The sequence below is a fragment of the Microbacterium sufflavum genome, assembly GCF_023101165.1.
In the GTDB taxonomy this organism is placed as follows: domain Bacteria; phylum Actinomycetota; class Actinomycetes; order Actinomycetales; family Microbacteriaceae; genus Microbacterium; species Microbacterium sufflavum.
Map to the genome: position 1 here is coordinate 1,678,779 of NZ_CP078076.1, position 25,502 is coordinate 1,704,280.

Annotated in this window: 22 protein-coding genes and 1 tRNA gene; 15 read left to right on the forward strand and 8 right to left on the reverse strand. The window is 72.6% G+C overall.

Annotation, left to right across the window (positions count from 1 at the left end):
* Positions 1–85, forward strand: a tRNA-Ser gene (locus KV394_RS08210).
* 52 nt (positions 86–137) lie between these two features.
* Positions 138–1,367 carry an LCP family protein gene (locus KV394_RS08215; protein WP_136030468.1) on the forward strand — a complete coding sequence of 410 codons (1,230 nt, stop codon included), beginning with the start codon at positions 138–140 and terminating at the stop codon, positions 1,365–1,367.
* A gap of 207 nt (positions 1,368–1,574) precedes the next feature.
* On the opposite strand, the gene KV394_RS08225 is transcribed toward KV394_RS08215, so the two are convergent.
* The 7 genes from KV394_RS08225 to KV394_RS08255 form a co-directional block, all read right to left on the reverse strand.
* A complete protein-coding gene (locus KV394_RS08225) occupies positions 1,575–3,083 on the reverse strand; it encodes an Ig-like domain-containing protein (protein WP_282187155.1) in 1,509 nt (502 codons plus the stop codon).
* Between the two features lie 199 nt (positions 3,084–3,282).
* Positions 3,283–4,692: a rhamnulokinase gene (locus KV394_RS08230; protein ID WP_247982772.1), complete on the reverse strand. Its 1,410-nt coding sequence runs from the start codon at positions 4,690–4,692 to the stop codon at positions 3,283–3,285.
* Between the two features lie 13 nt (positions 4,693–4,705).
* On the reverse strand, positions 4,706–6,742 hold the full coding sequence (locus tag KV394_RS08235) for a bifunctional aldolase/short-chain dehydrogenase (protein ID WP_136028618.1): 2,037 nt from the start codon (positions 6,740–6,742) through the stop codon (positions 4,706–4,708).
* Positions 6,743–6,826: 84 nt separating this feature from the next.
* Entirely contained in the window at positions 6,827–7,588 is a 762-nt protein-coding gene (locus tag KV394_RS08240) for a DeoR/GlpR family DNA-binding transcription regulator (RefSeq protein WP_247982773.1), read from the reverse strand.
* 9 nt (positions 7,589–7,597) lie between these two features.
* The gene (locus KV394_RS08245) at positions 7,598–8,626 is read right to left on the reverse strand and encodes a LacI family DNA-binding transcriptional regulator (RefSeq protein WP_240753285.1); all 1,029 of its coding nucleotides are present in this window, start codon (positions 8,624–8,626) and stop codon (positions 7,598–7,600) included.
* A 31-nt stretch (positions 8,627–8,657) separates the two neighbouring features.
* Positions 8,658–9,812, reverse strand: a complete 1,155-nt coding sequence (locus KV394_RS08250; protein ID WP_247982774.1) for a Gfo/Idh/MocA family protein — start codon at positions 9,810–9,812, stop codon at positions 8,658–8,660.
* Positions 9,809–10,648: a class I fructose-bisphosphate aldolase gene (locus KV394_RS08255; RefSeq protein WP_247982775.1), complete on the reverse strand. Its 840-nt coding sequence runs from the start codon at positions 10,646–10,648 to the stop codon at positions 9,809–9,811. Before KV394_RS08255 ends, KV394_RS08250 begins: the two co-directional genes overlap by 4 nt.
* A 152-nt stretch (positions 10,649–10,800) precedes the next feature.
* Between KV394_RS08255 and KV394_RS08260 the strand changes: the two genes are divergently transcribed.
* From KV394_RS08260 to KV394_RS08315, 12 genes are all read left to right on the forward strand, one after another.
* Positions 10,801–11,808, forward strand: a complete 1,008-nt coding sequence (locus KV394_RS08260; protein WP_247982776.1) for an aldose 1-epimerase family protein — start codon at positions 10,801–10,803, stop codon at positions 11,806–11,808.
* A 124-nt stretch (positions 11,809–11,932) separates the two neighbouring features.
* Complete coding sequence (locus KV394_RS08265) at positions 11,933–13,009, forward strand: LacI family DNA-binding transcriptional regulator (protein ID WP_206251804.1); 1,077 nt, start codon at positions 11,933–11,935, stop codon at positions 13,007–13,009.
* On the forward strand, positions 13,006–14,052 hold the full coding sequence (locus KV394_RS08270) for a class I mannose-6-phosphate isomerase (RefSeq protein WP_247982777.1): 1,047 nt from the start codon (positions 13,006–13,008) through the stop codon (positions 14,050–14,052). The genes KV394_RS08265 and KV394_RS08270 overlap by 4 nt, the downstream gene beginning before the upstream one ends.
* Entirely contained in the window at positions 14,049–15,458 is a 1,410-nt protein-coding gene (locus KV394_RS08275) for an FGGY-family carbohydrate kinase (RefSeq protein ID WP_247982778.1), read from the forward strand. Before KV394_RS08270 ends, KV394_RS08275 begins: the two co-directional genes overlap by 4 nt.
* 3 nt (positions 15,459–15,461) lie before the next feature.
* Positions 15,462–16,307, forward strand: coding sequence for an ATP-binding cassette domain-containing protein (locus KV394_RS08280; RefSeq protein ID WP_136028610.1), 846 nt, complete (start codon positions 15,462–15,464; stop codon positions 16,305–16,307).
* Positions 16,304–17,386 carry an ABC transporter permease gene (locus KV394_RS08285; RefSeq protein WP_136028609.1) on the forward strand — a complete coding sequence of 361 codons (1,083 nt, stop codon included), beginning with the start codon at positions 16,304–16,306 and terminating at the stop codon, positions 17,384–17,386. The genes KV394_RS08280 and KV394_RS08285 overlap by 4 nt, the downstream gene beginning before the upstream one ends.
* 51 nt (positions 17,387–17,437) lie before the next feature.
* The gene (locus KV394_RS08290) at positions 17,438–18,436 is read left to right on the forward strand and encodes an ABC transporter substrate-binding protein (RefSeq protein ID WP_136028622.1); all 999 of its coding nucleotides are present in this window, start codon (positions 17,438–17,440) and stop codon (positions 18,434–18,436) included.
* A gap of 58 nt (positions 18,437–18,494) precedes the next feature.
* Positions 18,495–19,262 carry an SDR family oxidoreductase gene (locus KV394_RS08295; RefSeq protein WP_247982779.1) on the forward strand — a complete coding sequence of 256 codons (768 nt, stop codon included), beginning with the start codon at positions 18,495–18,497 and terminating at the stop codon, positions 19,260–19,262.
* 1 nt (position 19,263) lies between these two features.
* Positions 19,264–20,748, forward strand: coding sequence for a rhamnulokinase (locus tag KV394_RS08300; protein WP_247982780.1), 1,485 nt, complete (start codon positions 19,264–19,266; stop codon positions 20,746–20,748).
* A complete protein-coding gene (locus KV394_RS08305) occupies positions 20,735–21,490 on the forward strand; it encodes a class II aldolase/adducin family protein (RefSeq protein WP_247982781.1) in 756 nt (251 codons plus the stop codon). The genes KV394_RS08300 and KV394_RS08305 overlap by 14 nt, the downstream gene beginning before the upstream one ends.
* Positions 21,487–22,221, forward strand: coding sequence for an SDR family oxidoreductase (locus tag KV394_RS08310; protein WP_136036972.1), 735 nt, complete (start codon positions 21,487–21,489; stop codon positions 22,219–22,221). Before KV394_RS08305 ends, KV394_RS08310 begins: the two co-directional genes overlap by 4 nt.
* 15 nt (positions 22,222–22,236) lie before the next feature.
* Positions 22,237–23,250, forward strand: coding sequence for a 1-phosphofructokinase family hexose kinase (locus KV394_RS08315; RefSeq protein ID WP_247982782.1), 1,014 nt, complete (start codon positions 22,237–22,239; stop codon positions 23,248–23,250).
* A gap of 18 nt (positions 23,251–23,268) precedes the next feature.
* Here KV394_RS08315 and KV394_RS08320 read toward each other — a convergent pair whose 3' ends face one another.
* Positions 23,269–24,483 (reverse strand): HAD-IA family hydrolase, encoded by a 1,215-nt coding sequence (locus KV394_RS08320; RefSeq protein ID WP_247982783.1) that lies wholly within the window; start codon positions 24,481–24,483, stop codon positions 23,269–23,271.
* 84 nt (positions 24,484–24,567) lie between these two features.
* On the opposite strand from KV394_RS08320, the gene KV394_RS08325 reads away from it, so the two are divergent.
* Positions 24,568–25,476 (forward strand): tagatose-bisphosphate aldolase, encoded by a 909-nt coding sequence (locus tag KV394_RS08325; RefSeq protein ID WP_136028602.1) that lies wholly within the window; start codon positions 24,568–24,570, stop codon positions 25,474–25,476.
* Positions 25,477–25,502: the final 26 nt, after the last annotated feature.

Genomic DNA, 25,502 nt, shown 5'->3' on the forward strand with positions numbered 1-25,502 from the left:
GGAGGGTTGTCCGAGCGGCCGATGGAGCTGGTCTTGAAAACCAGTGGGCAGAGATGTCTCGTGGGTTCGAATCCCACACCCTCCGCATACCGAGCACGGCGAACCCTCCGCGCCGTGCCGAATCCGAAAGGGCCCGAGTGAGCGACAACCGACGCCGTCATACCCTCGCGCGACACGGTCAGCAGCACACCCCCGGCACCCTGGGTCAGCTGATGAAGTTCATCGCGATCGGCCTGGCCGTGGTGCTGGTCAGTGGCATCGGTGTCGGCACCTACATCTTCTACGACTTCTCCAGCACGGTCTCCGCCAACGCGGTCGACCTCGACGGTCAGGAAGACGTTCCGCCGGACATCGGCGAGTACAAGGGTGGTTTCAACCTCGTTCTCACGGGCGTCGACACGTGCGAGGAGAAGTACAAGGATCTCTTCGGCGATCGCTGCACGGGTCGCGACGCGGGGGGCACGCTCAACGATGTGAACCTGCTGGTCCACGTCTCGCAGGAACCCCGGCGGATCACGGTGGTCAGCTTCCCGCGTGACCTCATGGTGCCGATCCCCGAGTGCGAGGACGAGGACGGCAACGTCCACTCCGCCATGAGCAAGCAGCCGCTCAACACCGCCTACACCGACGGTGGCCTCAACTGCGTCGTCCAGACGATCTCGCAGCTGACCGACCAGGAGGTGCAGTTCGCGGCATCCGTCACGTTCGGCGGCGTGATCGAGATCACCAACGCGATCGGTGGTGTGGAGGTCTGCCTGGCCAACCCGATCAAGGACCGCTACACGGGCCTCGACATGGAGGCGGGCACGCACTGGCTCCAGGGGCTCGAGGCGCTGCAGTTCCTGCGCACCCGGCACGGCGTCGGCGACGGCAGCGACCTGGGACGCATCGGCAACCAGCAGCAGTACATGTCGAGCCTCGCGCGCGCCCTGATCAGCAGCGACACCCTCGGCAACGTCCCGGTCATGCTGAAGCTCGCCAACATCGGCCTCCAGAACCTCGAGACCAGCACGTCGCTCGCCGATCCGATGAAGATCGCGCAGATCGCGCTCGCCGTGAAGTCCGTTCCCTTCGAGGACATCGTGTTCCTCCAGTACCCGACGAACCAGGACAGCGCCGACCCCAACAAGGTGGTTCCGAACACGCAGGCGGCTGACGTGATGTGGGATGCGATCGAGAAGAACGCCCAGCTCCAGGTCACGCATCAGAACACGAGCAACGACGGGGTGATCGTGGCGGAGCCCACCACCCCGGTGGAGGCGACGCCCGATCCCAACGCGACGCCGAGCGACGTGGTGGCGCTGCCCGACAGCATCAAGGGCAACTCGGCCGCACAGCAGACCTGCTCCAACGGCAACGTGCGCTGACGCGCCAGGCGTCGTCTCTGCGCGCGGCCGGGCGCGGACCCGTCCGCCCCAGAGCGATCGAGGCTCCAGCCGGCATGCACGGAGGGCGGGGACGATCGCTTGCGACGCCGAGTGTGGGGGCCCGGTCGGACGGAGACGAAGCGAGGGCGGGGCGAGGTCCGTAAGAACCTGGCCCCGCCCTCATGTCTGCGGCGGAGTTGCGGTGTTTCAGCGCGCGCGACGTGTGCGCGCGACGTGCGCTGCCACGAGCCCGGCGCCGATGAGCGCGAGCACCGTTCCGCCGGTCAGGACCCAGGGCGACGTGCTGCCGCCGGTGGTCGCGAGCGATCCGGCGCTCGGATCGGCCGGAGCCGCCGGGTGCGCGGGCGTGCCCGGGGTGCCGGGGTCGGCCGGAGTGCCGGGGTCGGCCGGGGTGCCGGGGTCGGCCGGAGTGCCGGGGTCGGCCGGGTCCACCGGCGGGGCCGCCGGGAAGGTGTTGGTGACGACGATCTCCGCCGTACCCGCGGCCTCATCCGTGACGGTCGCCGCTGGGCCGACGGCGACGCTCGCCGCGCCGCCGTTCTCCGTCTCGGTGGCGGTGCACACGCTGGAGACCGGTGCCGTGAGGGTCTGCGTCTCGGCACCGGTGAAGGTCAGGGTGCGGGGATAGTCGGGTGCTGACTCCCCCGCCCACTGGCAGTCGACGACGACGGCGAACGGCCCCGTCGGCGTCCCGGCCCCCTCGACCCTCTTGGTGATCGCCAGTTGTCCCACACCGGTGCCGGCGCCCTCGCCGCCGGCGCTCAGGCGGCGGATCGATCCGGGCGTGCTCCAGGACTCGCCGTCCGCCGTGACCGACAGGGTGTTGCGGTACACGTCGAGCGACGGGTCGGTCACGCTGTTCTGGAACTTGACCTGCACGATCTCGCCGTCGGCCACGGCGCGGCCCATCGTGACCGTGAGCTGCTGGGCGGTGCAGTCGACCGTGTAGTCGCCGGCGTCCACCGGCACGAGATCGGTGAGGAAGCCGTCGGCATCCGCCGTCGAGGTGTGCCGCACGAGGATCGGCGACGTGCAATCGACCTCTTGGCCGGGCTGTGCCGGGTCGTCGAACACAAGGGAGGAGAACGGGCCGCGGGGTGAGGCCACGGTCCATTGGAGGGCACCCTGCGGGTGGGTCGTGCCCTGATCGGCGAGGTCGGTCCAGGCGCCGGCCTTGCTGGGGGCGGTGCGGTCGATGCCCGGAACGCCCGTGGCCTCGATGCCATCGTCGAACGTGACGCCCCCGTCACCCGTGAACGTGATCGGCACGGTCGTGCCGGTCTGCGTGGTCTGGAACTCGGCCCAGAAGTGCGCCGTGCCGTGCACGGAGAGCGGGTGCGTGGTGACGTAGTCGGTGAGGGTGAAGGTCGCGAGCCCGTCGGGGGAGAGGGACGCCTCCGCGACCTCGGCGCCATCGGTGTCGGTCAGGGCGAACCCCTGGGTGAGCGCGAGCAGTTCGGGCGGGAGCTGCAGCGTGAACGTGTCGCCCGCGTGCGAGCCGTCGGGCACGCTCCACGCGAGATCGATCTGCACGTCCGACCCGGCGGCGGCGCTGCTCTGCACCACCTCCACGCTGGTGATGGCTCCATCGATGGTCGCCGCCGAGGCGGTGGACGCGGTAGCGAGGGAACTCGCGAGGAGAGCGGTGAAAGCGCCGGTGGTGGCGAGGGCGCGCGAATATCTGGTCTTCGTCATTGATTGTCCTTTGTGAGCGCTGCCTGAAGAGGCGAGTGGTGGCACTAACGCGTAGCATGTTACCCTATGGTCGGGAGGGTCGAGCCCGTCGAGCTCGCGGAGGGGCCGAGCTCGGCAGGCGCGAAAGCACCAGCGGTGCGACGAACAAGGGGCGGTTCCTCTCCGACGGGAAAGGAACCGCCCCTTTTCGCCGTTCGGATCAGGCGCCGGGCGCGAAGACCTTCGGGGGATGGGTGGCGGCGACGAGGGCGCGAAGGTCTTCCAGCGTGCCGCGGGTCGCACCGAGTGCGCGGCCCTGGATCAGGACGTTCCCCAGGGCGGTCGCCTCGACCGGGCCCGCGAGGACCGGGAGGCCAGAGCGGTCGGCGGTCGCCTGGCAGAGCAGGTCGTTGAGCGCGCCGCCCCCGACCAGGTGGATGCGGTCGAGACTGCGGCCGGAGAGCTCGGCGGCCGTGTGCACCGCCTCGGCGAACGCCGCGGCGATGGACTCGATGATCGAGCGCACGAACGCCGCACGCGTCGACGGCGCCGGTTGCGGCAGCAGGGCGGCGATCCGGGCGGGCATGTCTCCCGGCGCGCTCAGCGACGGGTCGTTCGCGTCGAACACCGGGACCTGGTCGGTGACGGCCGACGCCGCGGCCAGCAGTTCCGGCAGTGCGATCGGTGCACCGTCCTCGGCCTCCCACGCGCGCACCGTCTCACTGAGCAGCCAGAGCCCCGTGACGTTGTGCAGGAAGCGATACCGGCCGTCGGCTCCGCGCTCGTGCGTGAAGTTCGCCTCCCGCGCGTCGTCGGTGAGCACGGGTGCGCGCAGCTCGACGCCCACCAGGCCCCAGGTCCCGCACGAGATGAACGCGGACGAGGACGACTCCAGCGGAACGGCGACGACGGCGGACGCGGTGTCGTGCGAGGCCACCGCCACCACGGGCAGGCTCGCACCGATGCGTGCCGCGACCCGGGGGGTCAGCGTGCCGACGACCGTGCCGGCGTCGACGAGTTCGGGCAGGAGCCGTGGCGGGATCCCCGCCCTGACCGCGAGCTCGGTGTCCCATTCGCCCGACCGCACCCCGAGCAGGCCGGTGGTGGAGGCGTTCGTGCGCTCCGCCACGCGCCGGCCCGTGAGGAGGTACGCGAGGAGGTCGGGGATGAGCAGAGCCGTGTCCGCCTCCGTGAGACGCGGGTCGGCACGGAACTGGTACAGCGTCGTGAACGGCAGGAACTGCAGGCCGTTGCGCTCGTACAGCTCCGCGAAGGGCACCTCGCCATGCACCTCGGCCACGCCACGGGCGGTGCGGCGGTCGCGGTAGTGGAACGGCTCCCCGAGCAGCTCGCCGTCGCGCAGCAGCCCGTAGTCCACGGCCCAGGAGTCGATCCCGATGCTCTCGATGGACGGCTCGCGGCGGACGGCCTCGGCGAGCCCGTCCACCACGTGCTCGTACAGGGCGGCGAAGTCCCAGTGCAGTCCGTCGGCACGCTCCACCGCTCCGTGCGGGAACCGCGAGACGGGCTCCAGGTCGAGCACCCCGGGGCCGATGCGCCCGATCATGACCCGGCCGCTGGTCGCGCCCAGGTCGACCGCGGCCACCGCCCTGACCCTCGTGTCGTTCATCGGCCGGTGACCCTCATCGCAGGAACGCGGCGGCGACGCCGGAGTCGACGGGGATGTGCAGGCCGGTGGTCCGGCTCAGCTCCGGTCCGGTGAGCACGTAGACGGCATCGGCGACGTTCTCCGGCACGACCTCGCGCTTGAGGATCGTGCGGTTGGCGTAGAACTGGCCGAGGTCCTCTTCCTTGACACCGTACGTGGCGGCGCGGTTGGCGCCCCAGCCCGACGCGAAGATGCCGGAGCCGCGCACGACGCCGTCGGGGTTGATGCCGTTGACCCGCACGCCGTGCTCGCCGAGCTCGACCGCGAGCAGCCGCACCTGGTGGGCCTGGTCGGCCTTGGTCGCGGAATAGGCGATGTTGTTCGGGCCCGCGAACACGGAGTTCTTCGACGAGATGTAGATGATGTCGCCGCCGAGCTTCTGATCGATCAGCACACGGGCCGCGGCCTTCGACACCAGGAACGAGCCCTTGGCCATGACGTCGTGCTGCAGGTCCCAGTCCTTCTCGGTCGTCTCCAGCAGCGGCTTCGACAGGGAGAGCCCCGCGTTGTTGACGACCAGGTCGACGCCGCCGAACGCGAGCAGGGCCTCGTCGAGCGCGGCCTGCACGGCCTCGGCATCCGCCACGTTCGCGGCGACGCCGATCGCGACGTCGGTGTTCCCGAGCTCGGCGGCCGCGGCCTGCGCCTTCTCGAGATCGAGATCGGCCACGACCACGCAGGCGCCCTCGGCGGCCAATCGGGTCGCGATCGCTTTGCCGATGCCGGAGGCGGCGCCGGTGACGAACGCGATGCGACCCTGGTGGGTCTTCGGCTTCGGCAGCCGCTGGAGCTTGGCCTCCTCCAGCGCCCAGTACTCGATGCGGAACTTCTCGGCGTCGGAGATCGGGGCGTAGCTCGACACGGCCTCGGCGCCGCGCATGACGTTGATCGCGTTGACATAGAACTCGCCGGCGACGCGCGCGGTCTGCTTGTTCGCGCCGTAGGAGAACATGCCCACGCCGGGCACGAGCACGATGAGCGGGTCGGCGCCGCGGATGGCGGGGGAGTCGGGGGTGGCGTGCGCGTCGTAGTAGGCCCGGTAGTCGGCGCGGTACTGCGTGTGCAGCTCGTGCAGACGCGCGATCTGCTCGTCGACGGTCGCCGTGGGGGGCAGGTCGAGGATCAGCGGCTTCACCTTGGTGCGCAGGAAGTGATCGGGGCAGCTGGTGCCCAGGGCCGCGAGGGCGGGCGCCTTCTCGGCTGCGAGGAAGTCGAGCACGACGGCATCGTCCGTGAAGTGCCCCACCATCGGCTTGTCGGTCGAGGCGATGCCGCGGATGGTGCCGGCGAGGGCCGCGGCCCGACGGCGACGGTCGGCCTCGGGGAGCGCCTCGAACCCCGGGCGGACGGGACCGAACGGCTCGGCGCGGCCGTGGTCGGCGAGGTACGCCGCCGCGGTGTCGATGATCCAGAGGGAGTTCGCCTCGGCCTCGTCGGAGGTGTCGCCCCACGCCGTGATGCCGTGCCCGCCGAGGATGCAGCCGATCGCGGCGGGGTTCTCCGCCTTGATGGCGGCGATGTCGAGTCCGAGCTGGAAACCAGGGCGCCGCCACGGCACCCACACCACGCGGTCACCGAAGATCGCGGTCGTCAGGGCCTCGCCGTCGGCGGCGGTCGCGATCGCGATGCCCGAGTCGGGGTGCAGGTGGTCGACGTGTGCCGCGTCGACGAGTCCGTGCATGGCCGTGTCGATCGAGGGGGCTGCCCCGCCCTTGCCGTGCAGGCAGTAGTCGAACGCGGCGACCATCTCGTCTTCGCGGTCGATTCCGGGATACACGTCGACGAGCGCCCGCATCCGGTCGAGGCGCAGCACGGCGAGGCCGCTCTCGGTGAGGGTGCCCAGGTCGCCGCCCGAGCCCTTGACCCACAGCAGTTCGACGGGCTGCCCGGTGACGGGATCGATCTCGGTGCCCTTGGCCGAGGTGTTGCCCCCGGCGTAGTTGGTGTTCTTCGGGTCTGCGCCCAGACGGTTGCTCCGCGCGATCAGCTCGGCGGCGGTCGGGTTGGTCATGACGATCTCCTGCACCATCGGGGGAGCGCCGCAGCGCTGTTAAGTCCTGTGAAAGATAACACGATCTGACGCGAGCGCCAAGGGTCAGCGCACCTCGGCGATCCCCCGGAAGGGGTCGAGGCGCTCATCCGCCGGATCGAGATCGGTGATCAGCACGTCCACCTGCGCGGGCTCGAGGGCGCGGGCGACCGACCGACGGCCCAGCTTGGTCGCATCGACGCAGAGCACCGTGGTGCTCGCCTGCGCGGCGAGCGCCCGCTTGACCTCGGCCTCCTCCACCGACACCTCGGAGGAGCCGTCGCCCTCGTCGAGGGCATCGGCCGAGGCGAAGAACACGTCGAAGTACACCGCCTGCAGGCTGCGGAGGGCGAGGGGTCCGATCAGGCTGCCCGTGGTCGGCTCGGCGGTGCCGCCCGACAGCACCGCGGTCACCCCCTCCCGCGGCTGCAGCAGCTGGAAGGTCTCGACGGCGTTGGTGTACACGGCGAGTGCGTCGCGCGGTCCGAGCACCGCGGCGAGCGTGCTTATCGTCGTCGACGCGTCGAGGGCCACCGTCCCGGCGGCCGGCACCAGGTGCAGCGCCTTCTCGGCGATCACCCTCTTGGCGCTCGCCCGCATGCTGCGCCGGGCGTCGAAGGGCCGGGCGCGGGGAGCCGCTGTCGCCCCGCCGCGCACCCGTCGCACCCGCCCCTCGGCCTCGAGCTCGAGGAGGTCGCGCCGGATCGTCATCGACGACACCGCGAACAGCTCCGCTGCCCCGTCGATCGAGACGCCCTCGGGGCCTTCGGCCATCGTGACCAGCTCGTCGCGGCGGCGCTGAGCGTCGAGGTTTCCGGAAAGAGCCATACCGGGAATCTAGCCGGTGGGCGTGCGCTGCCGACCGCCGCGATCGACGAGCGTGGTCGGCACGAGGTGCAGGGCGGGTGGCGCGGCGGCGTCCCCCGCGATGCGGTCGAGGAGCGTGGTGGCGGCCAGGGCGCCCAGTGCGGCGACGTCGTAAGCCACCACGCGCAGCGGCCGCGGCAGCATCCACGACAGCTCGAAGTCGTCGAAGCCGGTCACCGCGACGTCGGCGTCACGCCGCGTGAGCTCTTCGAGGGCTCCGACCGTCGCGCGGTTGTTGCCGCAGAATAGGGCCGTCGGCGGGCGGGGGCCGTCGAGGAGGCGCGCCGTGGCAGCCGCGGCGTCCTGCGGGGTGTGGATGCCCGTGACGAGGAGCGACGGATCGAGCGCGCGGCCCGCGGCGGCGAACGCCTCCTCGGCCCCGGCCAGCCGCTCGCGCATCGTGTAGATCTCCGTCGCGTCGAGCAGGAGCCCGATCCGCTCATGCCCGCCCAGCAGTTCGGCGACCGCCGCGCGTGCACCGCCGCGGTTGTCGAGCAGCACGGTGTCGGCGGGAATGCCGTCGCCCGGGCGGTCGAGGAACACGACCGGCGTGCCGTGGGCGACCTCGGGCGCCAGGTAGCCGTGATCGGTCGCGGCGGGGACCAGGATCAGCCCGCCCACCCGGCGCTGGCAGAGGTCGAGGGCGAGGCGGCGCTCGACGGCGGGATCCTCCTCGCTGGAGGCCATCAGGACGTGCAGACCCCGCTGTGACGCGACGGCCGACACGGCCGCGGCGATCCCCATCGAGAAGGAGTTGGAGAGGTCGGCGGCGAGGAACCCGATGGTGTCGTTGGTGCCGGAGCGCAGGCTCGCCGCGAGGGCGTTGCGGTGGTATCCGAGGCGGTCGATGGCCTCGCGCACGCGGTCGGCCAGGGCGGGGTCGACGTTGGGCTCCGCGTTGATGACGCGCGAGACGGTCTTCAGACTGACCCCCGCCGCGGCGGCCACGTCGTTCATCGTCGGCCTGCCGCTGCCGCGCATCGTGCGCCCTCCGCTCACCACCTCTCCACGATAGGAGCGTGCGCGCCGTTCACCCGCGCGGCGCGACGGCCGCGCCCGACTGATGCGAGGCGATGGCCGCCGCGAAGATCCGATGCGTCGCGGCCGCCTCCTCCGGTCGCACGGTGCCGAAGCCGTCGCCGAGGAGCCCCTGATGCTCGGCGAGGAACGCCGCCCACATCTGCAGGATCGCATCCGAGAAGCCCGACTCGAAGTTCGGCCCGGTCACCGTGGGCCACACCGACTGGCTGCCGGCGTCGATGCGCTGCCAGCTCTGCTCGCGCCCGACCCCCGGCACGTCGATCAGCGCGAACACCTGCACCTCCTTGGGGTTCTTGGTGCTGAAGCGCACGGCGCCCTCCATGCCGATCGCCTCGAACTCCCAGGTGTTCTTCTCGCCGGGGGCGATCCGCTTGGTCTCGGTCGTGAGCGGGAACCGCGCCCCGTCGTGCGTCGCCCACGAGTGCAGGACGGCGTTGTCCCAGGTGTCGCACGGCTGCGGGGTGCCGTCGGGTCCCGGCCGTTCGGTGACGATGTCCTGCAGCACGCCGCTGACGGTCTCGGGCATCCAGCCCAGGCGCAGCGGCACGTGCCAGGTGTGCATGCCGAGGTCGTTGAGCACCCCGGCCTCGCCGCAGAACCGCTGCTGGCGCTTCCAGTTCAGCGGCTTCGCCGTATCGCGGTCGCTGGCGTGCAGGAACGCGCAGCGCGCCTCGACGATGCGACCGAGCGCCCCGGAGCGCACGTAGTCGACCGCCCACTGGGCGCCGGGGAAGTACGGCATCTCACTCGACACCCGTACGAACGACCCGGGGGTCTCGTCGATCGCCCGGAGGATCGCGTCGGCGGCGGCCCCGTCGATGCCGAAGGGCTTCTCGGCCAGCAGGGCCTTGCCCGCCCGGATCGTGTCGACGTAGAGCTGCTCATGCAGGTCGTGGCGGACGGCGATGTAGACCACGTCGATGTCGGGATCGGCCAGCAGCTCATGGTGGTCGGTGGTGGTGAGGCGCACGGTGTCGATCCCGGCGAACCATTCCAGGGCCGCGGGGTTGATGTCGCACACCGCCACGAGCTGCGGGTCGGCGGGGTGGTCGACGAGCGCGGGCCAGCGGCGCAGGGCCGCCGCGATCTCTCGGCCCATCAGACCTCCGCCGATGATGCCGACGTTCACGCGGCGCCCGCTCATCGCGCGGCTCCGATCAGGCCGAGCGCGTCGTCGACCGAGGCGTCGTCGTGCACCACGGCCATCAGGGCTGCGGTGATGCCCCGGGGGTCGTCGTGCTGGATGACGTTGCGGCCGTACACGATGCCGCTGGCACCCTGCGCGAGGACGGCGACCGTGCGCTCGAGGAGCGTGCGATCGTCGACGCGTCCGCCGCCGCGCACGAGGACCGGGGTGTCGCCGGCGGCCTGGATGACGCGGTGGTAGTCGGAGATCTCGTCGGTGGGATCGGCCTTGATGAGGTCGGCCCCGAGCTCCCTGGCCTGCCGCACGAGCGTGACGATCTTGGCGGTGTCGCCGTCCACCGCATAACCCCCCGCGCCCGCCCGGGTCTGCATCACCAGCGGCTCGATCATCAGGGGCATGCCGTAGCGCTCGGCGTCGGTGCGCAGCGCGAGGATCGACCGGATGCACTGCTCGCGCACCTCGGGGTGGCCGGGGAGGTCGAGCAGGTTCACGCACACGGCGACCGCGTCGAGCCGCACCGCCACCTCGATCGCGTCGGGCACGTGGATCGAGTGCAGCGGCGACTCCAGCGGGTCGTTGTAGACGTTGGCGATGTCGGTGCGCAGCACGAGGCCCGGCTTCTGCTTGCCGGGAACGGACTGCAGCAGGGGGGCCTGTCCGAGCGTCAGCTGGATCGCATCCGGGCCCGCGTCGACGAGTGTGCGGACGGTCGCGGCCATGTCCTCGATGCCGGTGAGGAACGAGTGCTCGTGGAAGGCCCCGTGGTCGACGGCCACGTCGAGGGCGCGACCGGAGCGGGCGTGGAACAGGCGGTGGAGGCGAGGCTTCGTCATCGATGGTGCTCTCTGCGTGAGGGTGGCGCGGCGATGCGCACGATCAGTATGCAGAGACGAGACAACGTTGTCAATCGCGACGATCCGGGCCGGACGAGCGCCTGCTACGGTGGCCGCACGCGCGCCAGGACGGCGCGGGAGAAGGGCGGGCGATGGTGGCGGAGCTGTACGGGGCGCCGATCGACGAGGCCTGGCGACGGCTCGGACACCGCGGGCAGGCCGTGACGGTGGAGTCGTCGCTGCGGACCGACGGACCGGACGCGGGGAGCCGTCGGATCCGGGTCGTCAACGGCGACCTCGACCTCGAGATCCTGCCCGATCGCGGCCTCGACCTGGCGCAGCTGCGGGTCGCGGGCATGCCCTTCGCGTGGACCTCGGCGACCGGATTCCCCCCGATCGTCCCCGGGCCGGACGACGACGGCTGGCTCCGGTCGTTCGGGGGCGGGCTGCTGACGACCTGCGGACTGCGCAGCTTCGGAGCGCCGTCCGTCGATGAGGGTGAGGCGCATCCGCTGCACGGCCGATACTCGTCGCTGCGCGCCGAGGTCACGCGCACCGAGGTGACCGACCGCGAGGTCGTGGTCGAGGGCACGGTCCGCGAGGTCGAGGTCTTCGGGGTGCACCTCGAACTCCGGCGCCGCATCAGCACGCCGATCGGGTCGCGCCTGGTCCGGGTGCAGGACCACGTGGTCAACCGCGGGGCGGCCGCCGTGGAGCCCATGGTGCTCTACCACCTCAACCTCGGCTGGCCGCTGGTCGACGAGGGGACCGTGCTGCACTCGCCGGCGACCGCTGTCGAGCCCCGGGACGCGCAGGCGCGGGCGGGCCTCGGCTCGTGGGACCGGTTCCCGGCCCCGGCGGAGTCGTATCCCGAGCAGGTGTTCCGCCACGAGCTGCCGCTTCGGGAGCGGGTCGACATCGTCGTCGCGAGCCCGCGCGGGGCGGCGGTCCGCATCGCCGTCGACACCGCACGCCTGCCGGCGCTGTTCCAGTGGCGCGTCGCCGAGGAGCGCGGCCACGTCGTCCTGGGGATCGAGCCGGCGACCGTGCCGACGATCCTCGGCCGGGCCGATGCGCGGGCTCGCGGACTGCTGCGCCCGCTGGCGCCCGGCGGGGTGCTCGAACTGGGCGTCGACGTCGAGGTGATGCCCGGCGCGTGACCGCTCGCAGCGGTGGGCTGCGTTCGAATCGGCGCTTGACAACGTTGTCGACCCGGTCGCATGATGTTCCCATCGAACTCGCGATGGCCGCGGATTCAACGATGACAACGATGTCGAGGTGGCAATGGAGCACGAGCGCGACGAGTCGAGCGCGACGGTGGGCACCCAGCGTGACGGGCGCCGCCGGGCGCGCATCACCGACGTGGCGCAGCTCGCCGGCGTGAGCATCAAGACCGTCTCGCGCGTCGTCAACGGCGAGAGCGGCGTGCTTCCCGAGACCCGCGAACGCGTCGCCGCCGCGGTGCTCGAGCTCGGCTTCGTGCCCGACCGTCGCGCCCGGTCGCTCAAGCGCGGCGACACCGACACCATCGGCATCCTCATCGACGCCATCTCCGACCCGTTCTTCGCCGCGTTCGTCAGCGCCGTCGAGGAGCTCGCCGTCGCCGAGGGCCTCAACGTGCTCTTCGCCAGCACCGTGCACGACGCCGCACAGGAGCGCGAACAGCTCGAACGTCTCACCGGCGACCGCCTGCGCGGGCTCATCATCTCGCCCTTCGCGATCGAGTCCGCCGAGCTCGCGGCGCTGCGGCAGCGGTTCCCGGTGATCTGCGTCGACCGTTCGCGCGAAGGCATCGACTCGATCGTCGTCGACGACTACGGCGCCACGCTCGAAGCCGTCCGCGGCTTCCTCTCCCGCGGGCACCGCCGCATCGGCTTCATCGGCGAGGAGATCCCGTACCCCACCGTGTTCGAGCGCCTGAGCGCCTACCGCGACGCCCACGCCGAGGCCGGGGTCGAGGTGGACGAGAGCCTGATCATCGCGCAGGGCCGCCACCGCGAAGAGCGGTCGATTAGCGAGCTGCTCGCCCGCCCCGACGCGCCGACGGCCCTCTTCTGCGCCACCAGCCCCGCCGCCATCGCGACCATCCACGTGCTCAGTGCCGACCGCGTGCCGATGCCCGCGCTGATCTCGTTCGGCGACTTCCAGTTCGCCGACGTGTTCACCCCCGGCATCACCTGCGTCGACCAGGACCCCCGGCTGATCGGCGAGGCGACGTTCCGGCGGCTGATGCAGCTCGGCGCCGACCCCCAGGCCGAGCCGGAGCACATCGTCGTCCCCACCCGCCTCATCGCCCGCGGCTCGGGCGAGATGGCCCCCGAGCGCGACGCATCGGCCCGCCCGATCGGAGACCTGCGATGAACCCGGTCCTGCTGCCGCCCAACCCCGTCCAGCACTTCTACCGCGGCGGCGACCGCATCGCGGCGCTGCGCGGGATCGAGCCGGAGACCGACCACCAGCCCGAGGAGTGGCTGGGCGCGACGGTGTCGCGGTTCGGGACGCCGGACACCGGTCTCGCGGTCACCGCCGACGGCGCCCCGCTGCGCGACCTCGTGACCGCCGACCCCGCGGCCTGGACCGGCCCGGAGAGCGGAGCCGACGCGGGCGACGTGGGACTGCTGGTCAAGCTGCTCGACGCCCGGCAGCGCCTCCCCGTGCACGTGCACCCCGACCGGGCGTTCGCCACGAGCCACCTGGACTGCCCGTACGGCAAGACGGAGGCGTGGTTCGTGCTCGACACCGAGCCCGACAGTGCTGTGCACCTCGGCTGGAACACCGACCTCGACCGGGCTGAGCTGGACCGCCGACGCGACGCCCAGGACAGCGAGTGGATGCTCGCACACATGAACCGCGTCGTCGTGCGCGAGGGCATGGGCATCCTCGTGCCCGCCGGCACCGCGCACGCCATCGACGGCGGCATCTTCGTCGCCGAGGTGCAGGAGCCCACCGACTTCTCCATCTTGCTGGAGTGGTCGGTCACCACCTCGACCCGCGAGGAGTCGCACCTGGACCTCGGCTTCGACGCCGTGATGCCCGCCGTCTCGGCCGACCGCCTCGCCCCCGAGCAGCTCGCCGCACTGATCAGCGACGCGGGCACGACGCCCGCCGGCCCGCGCTTCCGCTCGCTCCTGCCCGCCGCCGCCGACCCCTTCTTCCGTCTCTGGGACGCGGCCGTCGCCGGGAACGTCTCGACCGAGCGCCCTGCCGGCTTCGGCGTCGTGCTGGTGCAGGAGGGGGAGGGCGAGCTGGTCGGCGCGTCCGGCCGGATCGCCGTCTCGCACGGCCAGGCCTTCGCCGTGCCGCACGCCTTCGGCGCCTGGCATCTCGCGGGTGACGCGCGCGTGCTCGTCGCCGAGCCGGGCGCGGGATGGCCGACCACGCTCACCGGGACCGGGATCCGATGAACGGCTACGTCGTCGGGGTCGACATGGGATCGACCAGCATCAAGCTCCTCGTCGCCGACACCGACGGACGCCAGGTGCTCGTCGCGAGCCGCCGGTCGCCGTGGACGAGCCGTGAGCACGGCCGCGCCGAGATGCCCGCCACGGTCGCCGTCGACACCGTCCGCGAGCTCGCCCACGAGGCCGACGTCCTGCTGCGCGTGCACGGCCCCTACCGCGTGCTCGCGCTCGGAGTGTCGGGCATGGCCGAGGCCGGCGTGCTGCTGGACGCCGCCGGAGAGCCCGCGGCGCCCGTCATGGCCTGGTTCGACCCGCGCGGTGCCGCCGAGATCCTCGCCACCCCCGACGCCTTCCGCGCGGAGTTCCTCGGACGGACCGGACTGCCGGTGGGCCCGCTGGCCTCCATCGCCAAGATCCTGCACCTGCGCGAGTCCGGGGTGGACCTGCGCGGACGCACCTTCCTCACCGTGCCGGAGCTGGTGGTGCACGCCCTCGGCGGCCCCCGCGTCGCCGAGTACTCCCTGGCGTCGCGCACCGGGCTGCTCGACCAGGACGACAGCACCCCGTGGGACGCCGCCTTCGAGGTGCTCGGCGTGGGCGACGACCTGCTCGCGGAGCGCGTCGGCGCGGGCAGCGCCGTGGGCATCCTCTCGGACGACGCCATGCCCGACGGCTTCCGCGGCGCCGTGCTCACCGTCGCCGGCCACGACCACCTCGTCTCCGCCGTCGCGGTGGGCGCCGTCCACAGCGGACAGCTGTACGACTCGATGGGCACGGCCGAGGCGCTGGTGCGGGTGCTCGACGGCCCGCTGCCGTTCGACGCGCGCGAACGGCTCGCCCTCGCCGGCATCAACACCGTGCGTCATGTGCTGCCGGGCAAATACGTGCTGCTCGCCGGCACGAAGTCCGGTCTGCTCATGCGGCGCGTGCTGCAGCTGCTGGGCATCGCCGACGCCGCGGGCCGGGCGCGGATCGATGAAGCCGTGATGGCGCTGCCCGTCACCGGCACCCTCGCCGACGGGGCCCTCGCGGTCAGCGGTGCCCGCAACGACGACGGCGAGCTGAAGATCGTCGCGAACGGCGACGGCCTCGACCCGGCGGAACTGCTCACCGCGACGCTGCTGCACGGCAACGACATGTGCGCCGAGCTCATGGAGGTCATGGACCGCGAGGTCGCGCCGCCCACCTCGACCGTGCTGACCGGGGGCTGGTCGAGCATGGCGAGCGTCGTCCGCGCGCGCCGACTCGTGCTGCCCGATGTCACGGTCGCCACGCACGACGAGGCCACCGCCTACGGAGCCGCGCTGTTCGCCGCGTTCGCCGCGAGCACCCGCACCGACTTCGAGAGCGTGGCCGCGGCGTTCCGTTCCGGCCACTCCGATCACGACAACAGCAAGGGAAGGAGCTGACCCATGTCGCTCAGTTCTACGGTTCCGGTTCTCCAGGCGCGCGGACTCTCGCGCCAGTTCGGCCACGTGCGCGCGCTGAACGACGTCGACTTCGAGGTGTATCCGGGGGAGGTGACGGCCCTCATCGGCGACAACGGCGCCGGCAAGTCGACGCTCGTCAAGGCGCTCTCGGGCAACCTCGCCGTCGACTCCGGCACGATCCTGTTCGACGGCGAAGAGGCCGACATGTCCACGCCGTCCGCGGTGAGCGCGCTCGGCGTCGAGACCGTCTACCAGGACCTCGCGCTCGCGCCCCACCTCGATCCGGTGCAGAACATGTACCTCGGCCGCGAGCTGCGCCAGACCGGCGTCGCCGGCGCCCTCGGCTTCATGAAGACCAAGGAGATGCGCGCCCAGTCGCGGGCCGCCTTCGACGAGCTGGGCGCCACCGTGCGCTCGCTCACCTCACCGGTGGGGGAGATGTCGGGCGGCCAGCGGCAGGCCATCGCCATCGCCCGCGCCGTGCACTGGGCCTCGCGCGTGGTGTTCCTCGACGAGCCCACCGCGGCGCTGGGCGTGCGGCAGACGCAGAACGTGCTCGAGACGATCCGCCGGGTGCGCGACAAGGGCATCGCCGTGGTGTTCATCTCGCACTCCATGCCGCACGTCATGGAGGTCTCCGACCGCATCCAGGTGCTGCGCCTGGGCACGCGCGTCGCCAACATCCCCGCCGCCGACACCTCCATGGAGGAGCTCGTCGGCCTCATGACCGGCGCCGTGACCCGCGACGCCGCCCCGCCCGTGGCCGACGTCGCCCCCGAAGGCGACGTCGCCGAGACCTCCGCCGCTGACAAGGAGCCGAACCGATGAGCACGACGAAGCCCCCCACGGAGACCGTGGCGATCGGCACCCTCGAGGAGCCGAAGAACGGCTACTTCCGCAACCTGCTCCGCGCCCAGGCCTTCCAGATCCTGCTCGTGCTGATCGCGATCGTCGTCGTGTTCAGCCTGCTGGCACCCGACACGTTCGCGCAGTGGTCGAACTTCCGGCTGATCATCCAGAACGCCTCGATCCTCGCCGTGCTCGCCGTCGGCATGACGTACGTGATCATCACGGCCGGCATCGACCTGTCGATCGGCTCGGTGCTGGTGTTCTCCGGCGTCGTCTCGGCCATGGTCATGCGCGCCATCGGCGGGGCGGGCTGGGGCACGGCCGTGGTCGGCATCCTCGTCGCGATCGCCTGCGGCATCGGCTGGGGACTGCTCAACGGGTTCCTCATCGCCAAGGCGAAGATCCCGCCGCTGATCGTCACGCTCGGCACGCTGGGCATGTCGCTCGGCCTCGCGCAGATCCTCACCGGCGGCGTCGACATCCGTGAGGTGCCCGCCGTGCTGACCACCACCATCGGCTACGGCAACGTGCTCGGCACGATCCCCACCATCTCGGTCATCGCCCTCGTGATCATCGTGATCGGCGGAGTGGTGCTGCACTTCACCCGCTTCGGCCTGCACACCTACGCGGTCGGATCGAGCGAGCTCGCCGCGCGACGGGTGGGCGTGAAGGTGGACCGCCACCTCATCGCGATCTACACCCTCTCCGGCGGTCTCGCCGGCGTCGCGGGCATCCTCTCGCTGTCGCAGTTCTCCACCACCGCGATCGCCGGGCAGTCGCAGACCAACCTCAACGTGATCGCCGCGGTCGTCATCGGCGGCACGAGCCTCTTCGGCGGCGTCGGTACCATCGTCGGCACCGTCGTGGGCCTGTTCATCCCCGCGGTGCTGCAGAACGGCTTCGTCATCACCGGCGTGCCGCCGTTCTGGCAGCAGGTCGCCGTCGGCGCGGTGCTCATCACCGCCGTCTACGTCGACCAGGTCCGCCGCTCGGCCGCCATGCGCGGCAACTCCCAGAGCCTCTGGCGCAAGTTCGTCAGCGGGGGCCGGCGTACCTGACGCCCGGCCCACCACCATCCACACACAGTCAAGAGAAGAACGGTGATCACAATGAAGTGGAACAGGAAAGCGATCAGCATCGCCGCACTCGGCGCGTCCGCGACGCTCATCCTCGCCGGTTGCGCAGGCGGGGGCGGAGACGCGGGCGGCGACGGCGGATCCGGCGGCGGCGACGACGGCTACAACATCGCGTTCGTGCAGGGCGTGGCCGGAGACGAGTTCTACATCTCCATGCAGTGCGGCATCGAAGAAGCGGCCAAGGAGGCCGGAGCGACGGTGCAGGTGCAGGGCCCGGAGAAGTTCGACCCGACGCTGCAGAAGCCGATCGTCGATGCGCTCGTCGCCTCCAAGCCCGACGCGCTGCTCATCGCCCCGACCGACGTGACCGCGATGCAGGCGCCCATCCAGGCCGCGGCCGACGCCGGCATCAAGGTCGTCCTCGTCGACACCACCCTGGAGGACCCGTCGATGGCGGTCTCCCAGATCGCGTCGGACAACGAGGGCGGTGGCGCCGCGGCGTTCGAGGCCATCCAGAAGGCGCACCCCGAGGGGGGCAAGGTGCTCGTGGTCTCGATTGACCCCGGCATCTCCACGTCGGACGCGCGCGGTGAGGGCTTCGAGAAGGCCGTCGCCGAGGACTCGAAGTTCGAGTCGCTGGGCATCGAGTACTCGCACAACGAGCCCGCGGAGGCCGCCCGCATCGTGACCGCCGCGCTGCAGGCCAACCCGGACATCGTCGGCATCTTCGCCGCCAACCTGTTCGCCGCCGAGGGCACCGCGACCGGCATCCAGCAGGCCGGCAAGCAGGGCGAGGTGACCGTGGTCGGCTTCGACGCCGGACCCGCGCAGGTCGAGGCGCTCCGCAACGACGTCGTCCAGGCGCTCGTCGCCCAGGAGCCGGCCACCATCGGCAAGGACGGCGTCGCCCAGGCGCTCGCCGCCCTCGAGGGAGACGCCACCGAGGAGAAGATCCAGACCGGGTTCACGGTCATCACCAAGGAGAACATCGACACCGACGGCGCCGACGCCGTCTACAAGTCGACCTGCTGACACCCCCTCCGGCGACCGGGGATCCCCCGGTCGCCGGAGTCACCCCCGAGAGGACCCCATGAGCTTCCCTGATCTCGCCGGAAAGGTTGCCGTCGTCACCGGAGGCGCCCGCGGCATCGGCTACTCGCTCGCCACCGCCCTCGCCCGCGCCGGTGTGCGCGTGGCGCTGCTGGACCTGCTGCCCGAGGTCGAGGAGTCCGCCGCGCGGCTGGCATCCGAGACCGGAGCCCGCACCGCCGCCGCCCTGGTCGACGTCACCGATGCCGACTCGGTCGAGCGCGCCTTCGCGGCCGTGCGCGAGGAGCTCGGCGTCGCCGACCTGCTGGTGACCGCGGCCGGCATCACCATCTGGGGCGACTCGACCGAGGTCGATCCCGGCACGTGGGCGAAGGTCGTCGACGTGAACCTCAGCGGCACGTTCTACTGCTCGCAGGCCTTCGCCCGACCGCTGCGGGCGGAGGGCCGCGAGGGGTCCGCGATCCTCATCTCGTCGATGTCGGGCCGGGTGGTCAACGTGCCCCAGCATCAGGCGTCGTACAACGCGTCGAAGGCCGCCGTCGACCAGCTGGCGAAGTCGCTCGCCGTGGAGTGGGCGCCCGCGATCCGGGTCAACGCCATCGCGCCCGGCTACATCCTCTCCGACATGACCCGCCAGTTCACCGAGGCCAACCCCGAGCTGGCCGCCGACTGGGTGTCGATGATCCCGGCCGGCCGCATGGGCGTGCCCGCCGACCTCGACGGCCTGCTCCTGCTGCTCGCCTCGTCGGCCTCGTCGTACCTCACCGGGCAGACGCTGGTGATCGACGGCGGCTACACCGCGATCTGACATGACGGCCGCCTACCTAGCCGTCGACCTGGGCTCGTCGAGCCTGCGCATCATGGTCGGCCTGCTGCGCCCCGACGCGCCGGAAGGGCCCCGGATGGAGGTCCGGGAGGCCGCCCGGTTCCCCAACACCCCGGTGCCGCGCGCCGAGGGGCTCGGGTGGGACGTGCCTGCGCTCTTCGACGGCGTGCTCGCCGGACTCCGCGCGGGCGTCGCGATCGCCGCGGAGGAGGGAGCGGAGCTGCGCGGCATCGGCGTGGACGCGTGGGGCGTGGACTACGCCCGGCTCACCGTCGACGGCGCCCTGCGTCCGTTCGTGCGGCACCACCGCGCTGCCGACCCGGACCTCGCGGCCCGCACCTCTGCCGGCCGCGACCTCGCCGCCGACTACGTCGTCACCGGGGTGCTCGACCAGGCCATCAACACGGCCCATCAGCTGCGGCAGGACCAGTCCGCGGGCATCGGCGACCCCGACGACACGATCCTGCTGACCGCCGACATCGTCGTGCACCTGCTCACCGGGCGGGTGGGGGCCGAGCCGTCGCTCGCCTCGACCACCGCGCTGCTCGACCGGGCGACCGGGGACTGGTCGGCCGCGCTCGCCGCGGGTCTTCCCGCCCGGCTCCCTCCCGTGGTGCCGACGGGATCGTCGGCCGGGCCCACCACCGCCCGGGTCACCGCGGCGATCGGCGCCGCGCACCCGGTGCCCGTCTTCGCGGTGACGGCGCACGACACCGCCGCCGCATTCATGGCCGTGACCGCCGCCGACGACGAGGGGACCGGTGTCGTCTCCAGCGGGAGCTGGGGGGTGGCCGGGGTGGCCCTGCCCGCGCTGCTGCGCGACGACCGCGCCCGCCGCGACGGCTTCACCCAGGAGATCGGCGCCGGGGGCGACACCCTGCTGGTGAAGAACCTCAGCGGCATGTGGCTGCTGCAGCAGACGCTGCGCGAGTGGGCCGCCGCCGACGGCGAGGCCGAGCCGTCGCTCGACATGCTCACCGCGCTGCTCGACGCGGCGGCCCGGTCGTCCTACCCCGGTCTCTTCGATCCCGCCGACCCCGCGCTGCAGGCCCCGGACGACCTGGTCGCGCGGCTGGTGCGGGCGTGCGTCGAGGGCGGGGCCGAGCCGCCGTCCACCAGGGCCGACCTCGTCCGCGCCATCGTGGACAGCCTCGCCGTCGCCTACGCCGACACCGTCGCGCTCGCCGCCCGCCGGAGCGGACGCACCCTGGAGCGCATCCGCATCGTCGGCGGCGGCGCGCGCAACGCCCTGCTGTGCGCCCGCACCGCCGCCCGCGGCGGGCTTCCCGTCATCGCCGGGCCCGTCGAGGCATCCGTCCGCGGTGTGCTGCTGCAGGTCGCGCTCGCCGCCGGCGACCTGCCCGACGCCGCGACCGCCCGTGCCCTCCCGGTCGACGACGGCGACGGCCCGCCGCGCGTCCACCACCCCGCCCCCACCCGATCGGAGCCCCTGCATGACCTCGCGTGAGCTGCTCGCCGCCCTCAGCCGCCGCCTCGGCGACCCCGCCCTCGACGCGGCCGTCCTCGGCGAGGGCAACACCTCGATGCGCGAGGGCGACACGATGCTGGTCAAGGCCTCGGGCGCCGTGCTCGGGGCCGCCCGCCCGGAGGACTTCGTGCCGCTGGTGCTCGCCGAGGCGCGCGAGCTCATCGACGACGAGCGCGCGACGGGCGCCGATGTCGACCGCTACTTCGACCGGGTCGCGGAGGCGGAGGGACGACGGCCCTCGGTCGAGGCGCTGCTGCACGTGGTGCTCTACGACCAGACGCCGGCGCGGGTGATCGCCCACGCGCATCCGACCGCGGTGAACGCCGTGCTGTGCTCGCAGCGACCCGAGCTGCTGGTGGAGGGTGCGCTGTTCCCCGACCAGATCGTGGTGCTCGGAGCGACCCCGCTGCTGGTGCCCTACATCGATCCGGGTCTCGCCCTCGCGCGGGAGGTGCGGGCGCGGCTCGCGGGGCACATCGACGCCCACGGCTCGCCGCCCGTCACCGTGTACCTGCAGAACCACGGGATGTTCGCCACCGGCGCGACGGCCGACCAGGTCATCGGGATGACCGCGATGGCGCAGAAGTGCGCGCGGGCGATCATCGGTGCCGAGACGCTGGGCGGGGTGCGGTTCATGCCGGCCGACGAGGTGCGGCGCATCGACACCCGGCCCGATGAGATCTACCGGCGGGCGCTGCTCGCAGAAGGAGGGGAACGATGAGCGGTGTGTCGGTGAAGGACCGGGTGGCGCTGCTGACCGGGGCGAGCTCGGGCATCGGGCTGGCGACCGCGCAGGCGCTCGCGGCAGCCGGCTGCCACGTGGTCGCTGTGGCGCGCGACGAGCAGCGGCTCGCGGCGCTCGCCGCGGAGCATCCGGAGCGGGTCACGACGATCGCCGCCGATGTGTCGGAGCCGCAGAGCGCCGAGGACGTCGTGGCCGAGACCCTGCGCCGCCACGGCCGCCTCGACATCGTGCTGCCCAACGCGGGGATCTATCTCGGCGGCGATCTCGCCGATGCGACGGTCGCTCAGATCGCGGCGGTGGTGGCCACCAACGTCACCGGTGTGATGGCGCTGGTGCGCGCGGCGCTCCCCCCGCTGCTCGCGCAGGGCAGCGGCGACATCCTCGTCACGAGCTCGGTGTCGGGGCACCAGGACATCGAGTGGGAGCCGGTGTACTCCGCCAGCAAGCACGCCGTGCAGTCGTTCGTGCACACGGTGCGTCGTCAGTACGCCGACAGCGGGGTGCGCATCGGGGCGATCGCGCCCGGGGTCGTCCTCAATCCGCTGTGGGGCTTCGCGCACGGCTCGCCCGAGGAGGCGGAGCGCATCGCCGAGGGCACGGGCATCCGGTCGTCGGACGTGGCGGATGCGATGCTGTTCATGCTGACCAGGCCGGCGCACGTGGTCGTGCGCGACCTGGTGCTGCTGCCGACCGGGCAGCCGATCTGAGCGGGGGGATCAGCCGTGACCGAGCCGCGTGCGCTGCCGGAGGCGACCGCCGGGCCCGTCGTGACGCTGACGGCGGCCGGGGCGATCGATGCCACATACCGGCTGCCCGTCCCGCTCGAGCGCGGAGCCTTCGTGCGCGCGTCCGGCTGGGAGCGGGAGGTCAGCGGCAAGGGCGTGAACGTGTCGGCGGCGCTGCGCGCGGCCGGGGTGGCCACCGCGGCGGTGGTGGTGCTCGGGGCGGACGACGTGGCGTTCGCGGCGCAGTCGCCGCTGGCCGACGTGCTGCGGATCGTGACCGTGCCGGGGGCCACCCGGGTCAACACGTCGATCATCGATGCGGGCGGTGCCACCACGAAGGTCAACGCGCCGACGCCGCCGCTCACACCCGCGGCCTGGGAGGAGACGCGGTCCGCCGTGGTGGGGGCGTGCCGCGCGCTCGCCGCCTCGTGGCTGGTGGTGTCGGGCACGCTCCCGGAGGTGACCGGCGCCGAGGCCCGGATCGCCGACGTCGTACGCGCGGTGCGCGGCGCCGGGGTGCGCGTGGCCGTGGACACCAGCGGCGCCGCGCTCGCGGAGCTGGTGGCCGACCCGGCGGAGGTGGCGCTGCTGAAGCCGAACACGCACGAGCTCGCCGAGCTCGTGCGGCGTCCGCTGCGCACGGTCGGCGAGGTGACGGCGGCCGCGCGCGAGCTGGTCGCCCGCGGTGTCGCCACGGTGTACACGAGCATGGGGGCCGACGGCGTGCTGGTCGTGACGGACGCGGCGGTGGTCCACGCGCGGGCGGTCGCTCCGGCCGTCGTGAACACGGCGGGCGCGGGCGATGCCTCTCTCGCCGGGTTCCTGCACGGTCTCGGCGGCGCGTCCGGGGGACGGGCGGCGCTGACGACGGCGGCGGCGACCGCGGCCTCCTGGGGGGCGCTCGCCGTGAGCCGTCCGACCACGCTGCTCGACGCGGTGGAGGCGGCGCCGCGCGCGGTCGTCACGGACGAGCCCGACCCGGTGACGCGGTTGACCGAACCGGCGGTCTGACCCCGCCCCGGGCGCCCGTCAGCCGAGCGGGCGCAGGTGCAGGCCGTCGGCGTCGGCGGTGAGCGCGACGCGGTCGAGGCCGTCCACGACCAGGTCGGCGGGCAGCGCCTCGGCGTCGACCGTGCCGGTGACCGCGAGCACCGTGCAGCCGGCGGCCCGGGCGGCCGCGATCCCCGCGGCTGCGTCCTCCACCACGAGGCAGCGCGCGGGGTCCACTCCCAGGCGGGTCGCCGCGGTGCGGAACGGCTCGGGGTCGGGCTTGCCGCGGGTGACGTCGTCGGCGGTGACGAACACCCCCGGTGCCGCGAACCCGGCGGCCGCCAGTCGCGCGGCGGCGAGGGGTGCGGCTCCCGAGGTGACGATGGCGCGCCGGTGCGCGGGGACCGCGTCGTAGAGGGCCCGCGCTCCCGGCACGCTCGGCAGGTCGACCGCGTCGGAGAGCTCCAGGTCGAGGATGCGGTCGAGGCCCTCGGTGTGCTGCGCGGGGGCGAGCAGCCGCGACACGAGCACGTGAGCGGGCTGCCCGTGGTTCTCGTGCAGGGCCTCGGCGGAGACGCCGTAGTGGGCGGCGAAGCGGCGCCACGACCGGATGACCGAGGCGGTGGAGTCGACGAGGGTGCCGTCGAGGTCGAACAGCACCGCGTCGAACGTCCGGCGGAAGACCACGGCGTCGGGGTCGAGCGACGGACGCGGCCCGACGACGACGCGCACGCGCGCGAGCTGCTGCGCGGTCGACAGGTCGGCGTCGATGCGGGTCACCGGGATCGCCGGGGGCGGCGGGGTCTCGTCGGCGCGGTGGAGGTCTCTCGGGGTCGCCCGTTCGGCACGTCGCGCGGCGAGCAGGTCGGGGTCGCCCGTGAGGTGGAGCACGTGCGGGGTCGCCGGAGCCACCGCGGCGCGGAGCAGCTCCCACGCCGCTCCGCCCTGCAGCTCGCGCGTGAAGGGCGCCACGAGCACGGCTCCGCCCGCGGTGGCGACGGCGTCGGCGGCCACGGCCCGCAGCGCGGCGTAGCGACCCTCGCGTACGGCGGCGGCGTGCGGCCCGCGCAGCCAGTGGCCGTCCCAGAGCTCGGGCGGGAGCGCATCGAGGAGGGGGGTCGTGACGGCGTCGAGGTCGAGGAGCGGGACGCCGAGCTCGGCGGCGAGGGCGCGGCCGAGGGTGGTCTTGCCGCTTCCCGCGACCCCGGCCACGACGACCACGCGGGCGTCCGACGGTTGACAGGTCTCGGTCATACCCCCACCATAGAAGAGAAAGACACCGGTGTCATGGTTGATTTTCCGCGGATCATCGGTTTCTGCCCACGAGAAGAGGAACCCATGCTCACCCGCACCGTCGCCAACCCGCTCACGACGCTCGAACGCCGTGCCCTGCAGTCCCTCTCCACCCCCGACGGCGGCATGCTCATCGTCGCCGCCGACCAGCGCAACGGCATGAAGGCCGCCATCCCCGACGCACCGGGCGGCCCCGACGCCATCACCCGCGAAGAGCTGTCGGCGGTGAAGGCCGACCTCGTGCGCCACCTGGCCGTGCACGCGCCGGCCATCCTGCTCGACCCCGAGGTCGCCCTGCCGGCCGTCGTCGACGACGGCGTGCTCGACCGCGACACCGCCCTCGTGGTGGGCCTCGACGCGTCCGGTTTCGAGACCGTCGACGGTCTGCGCTACACCCGCTTCGTGCCCGGCGTCACCCCGCGCACGGTGCGCGAGCTCGGCGGCGGGGTCGCCAAGATGCTCTACTACACGCGGCCCGACCGGCAGGGGCGCGACTCCCGCGTCGCCGACGAGATGCGCGCGCTCATCGCCGAGTGCGAGGCGGAGGGACTCCTGCTGATCGTCGAGCTGCTCACCTACCGCCTCGACGACGAGACCGAGGAGGAGTACGCGGACGCCTTCCCGGCGCTCGTCGCCGAGGGGGCCGCGCTCGCCGTCGCGGCCGGTGCGAAGATCCTCAAGCTGCAGTACCCGGGATCCGCCGAGGCCAGCGCCGCGGTGACCGAGGCGGCCCAGGGGGTGCCGTGGGCGGTGCTGTCGGCCGGGGTCGACCACGAGACCTTCATCGGTCAGGTCACCACGGCGGTCGCGAACGGGGCGGCGGGAGCGATGGCCGGACGCTCGCTGTGGAAGGACAGCCTCTCGTACGACGCCGCCCGCCGCGAGGAACTGTTGACGACCCGCGCGCTGCCGCGACTTCGCGAGCTGGCCGCCGCGGTCGACGGGCGCGGCTGAGCGCGGCGCGGCCGGTAGGGTGGCCG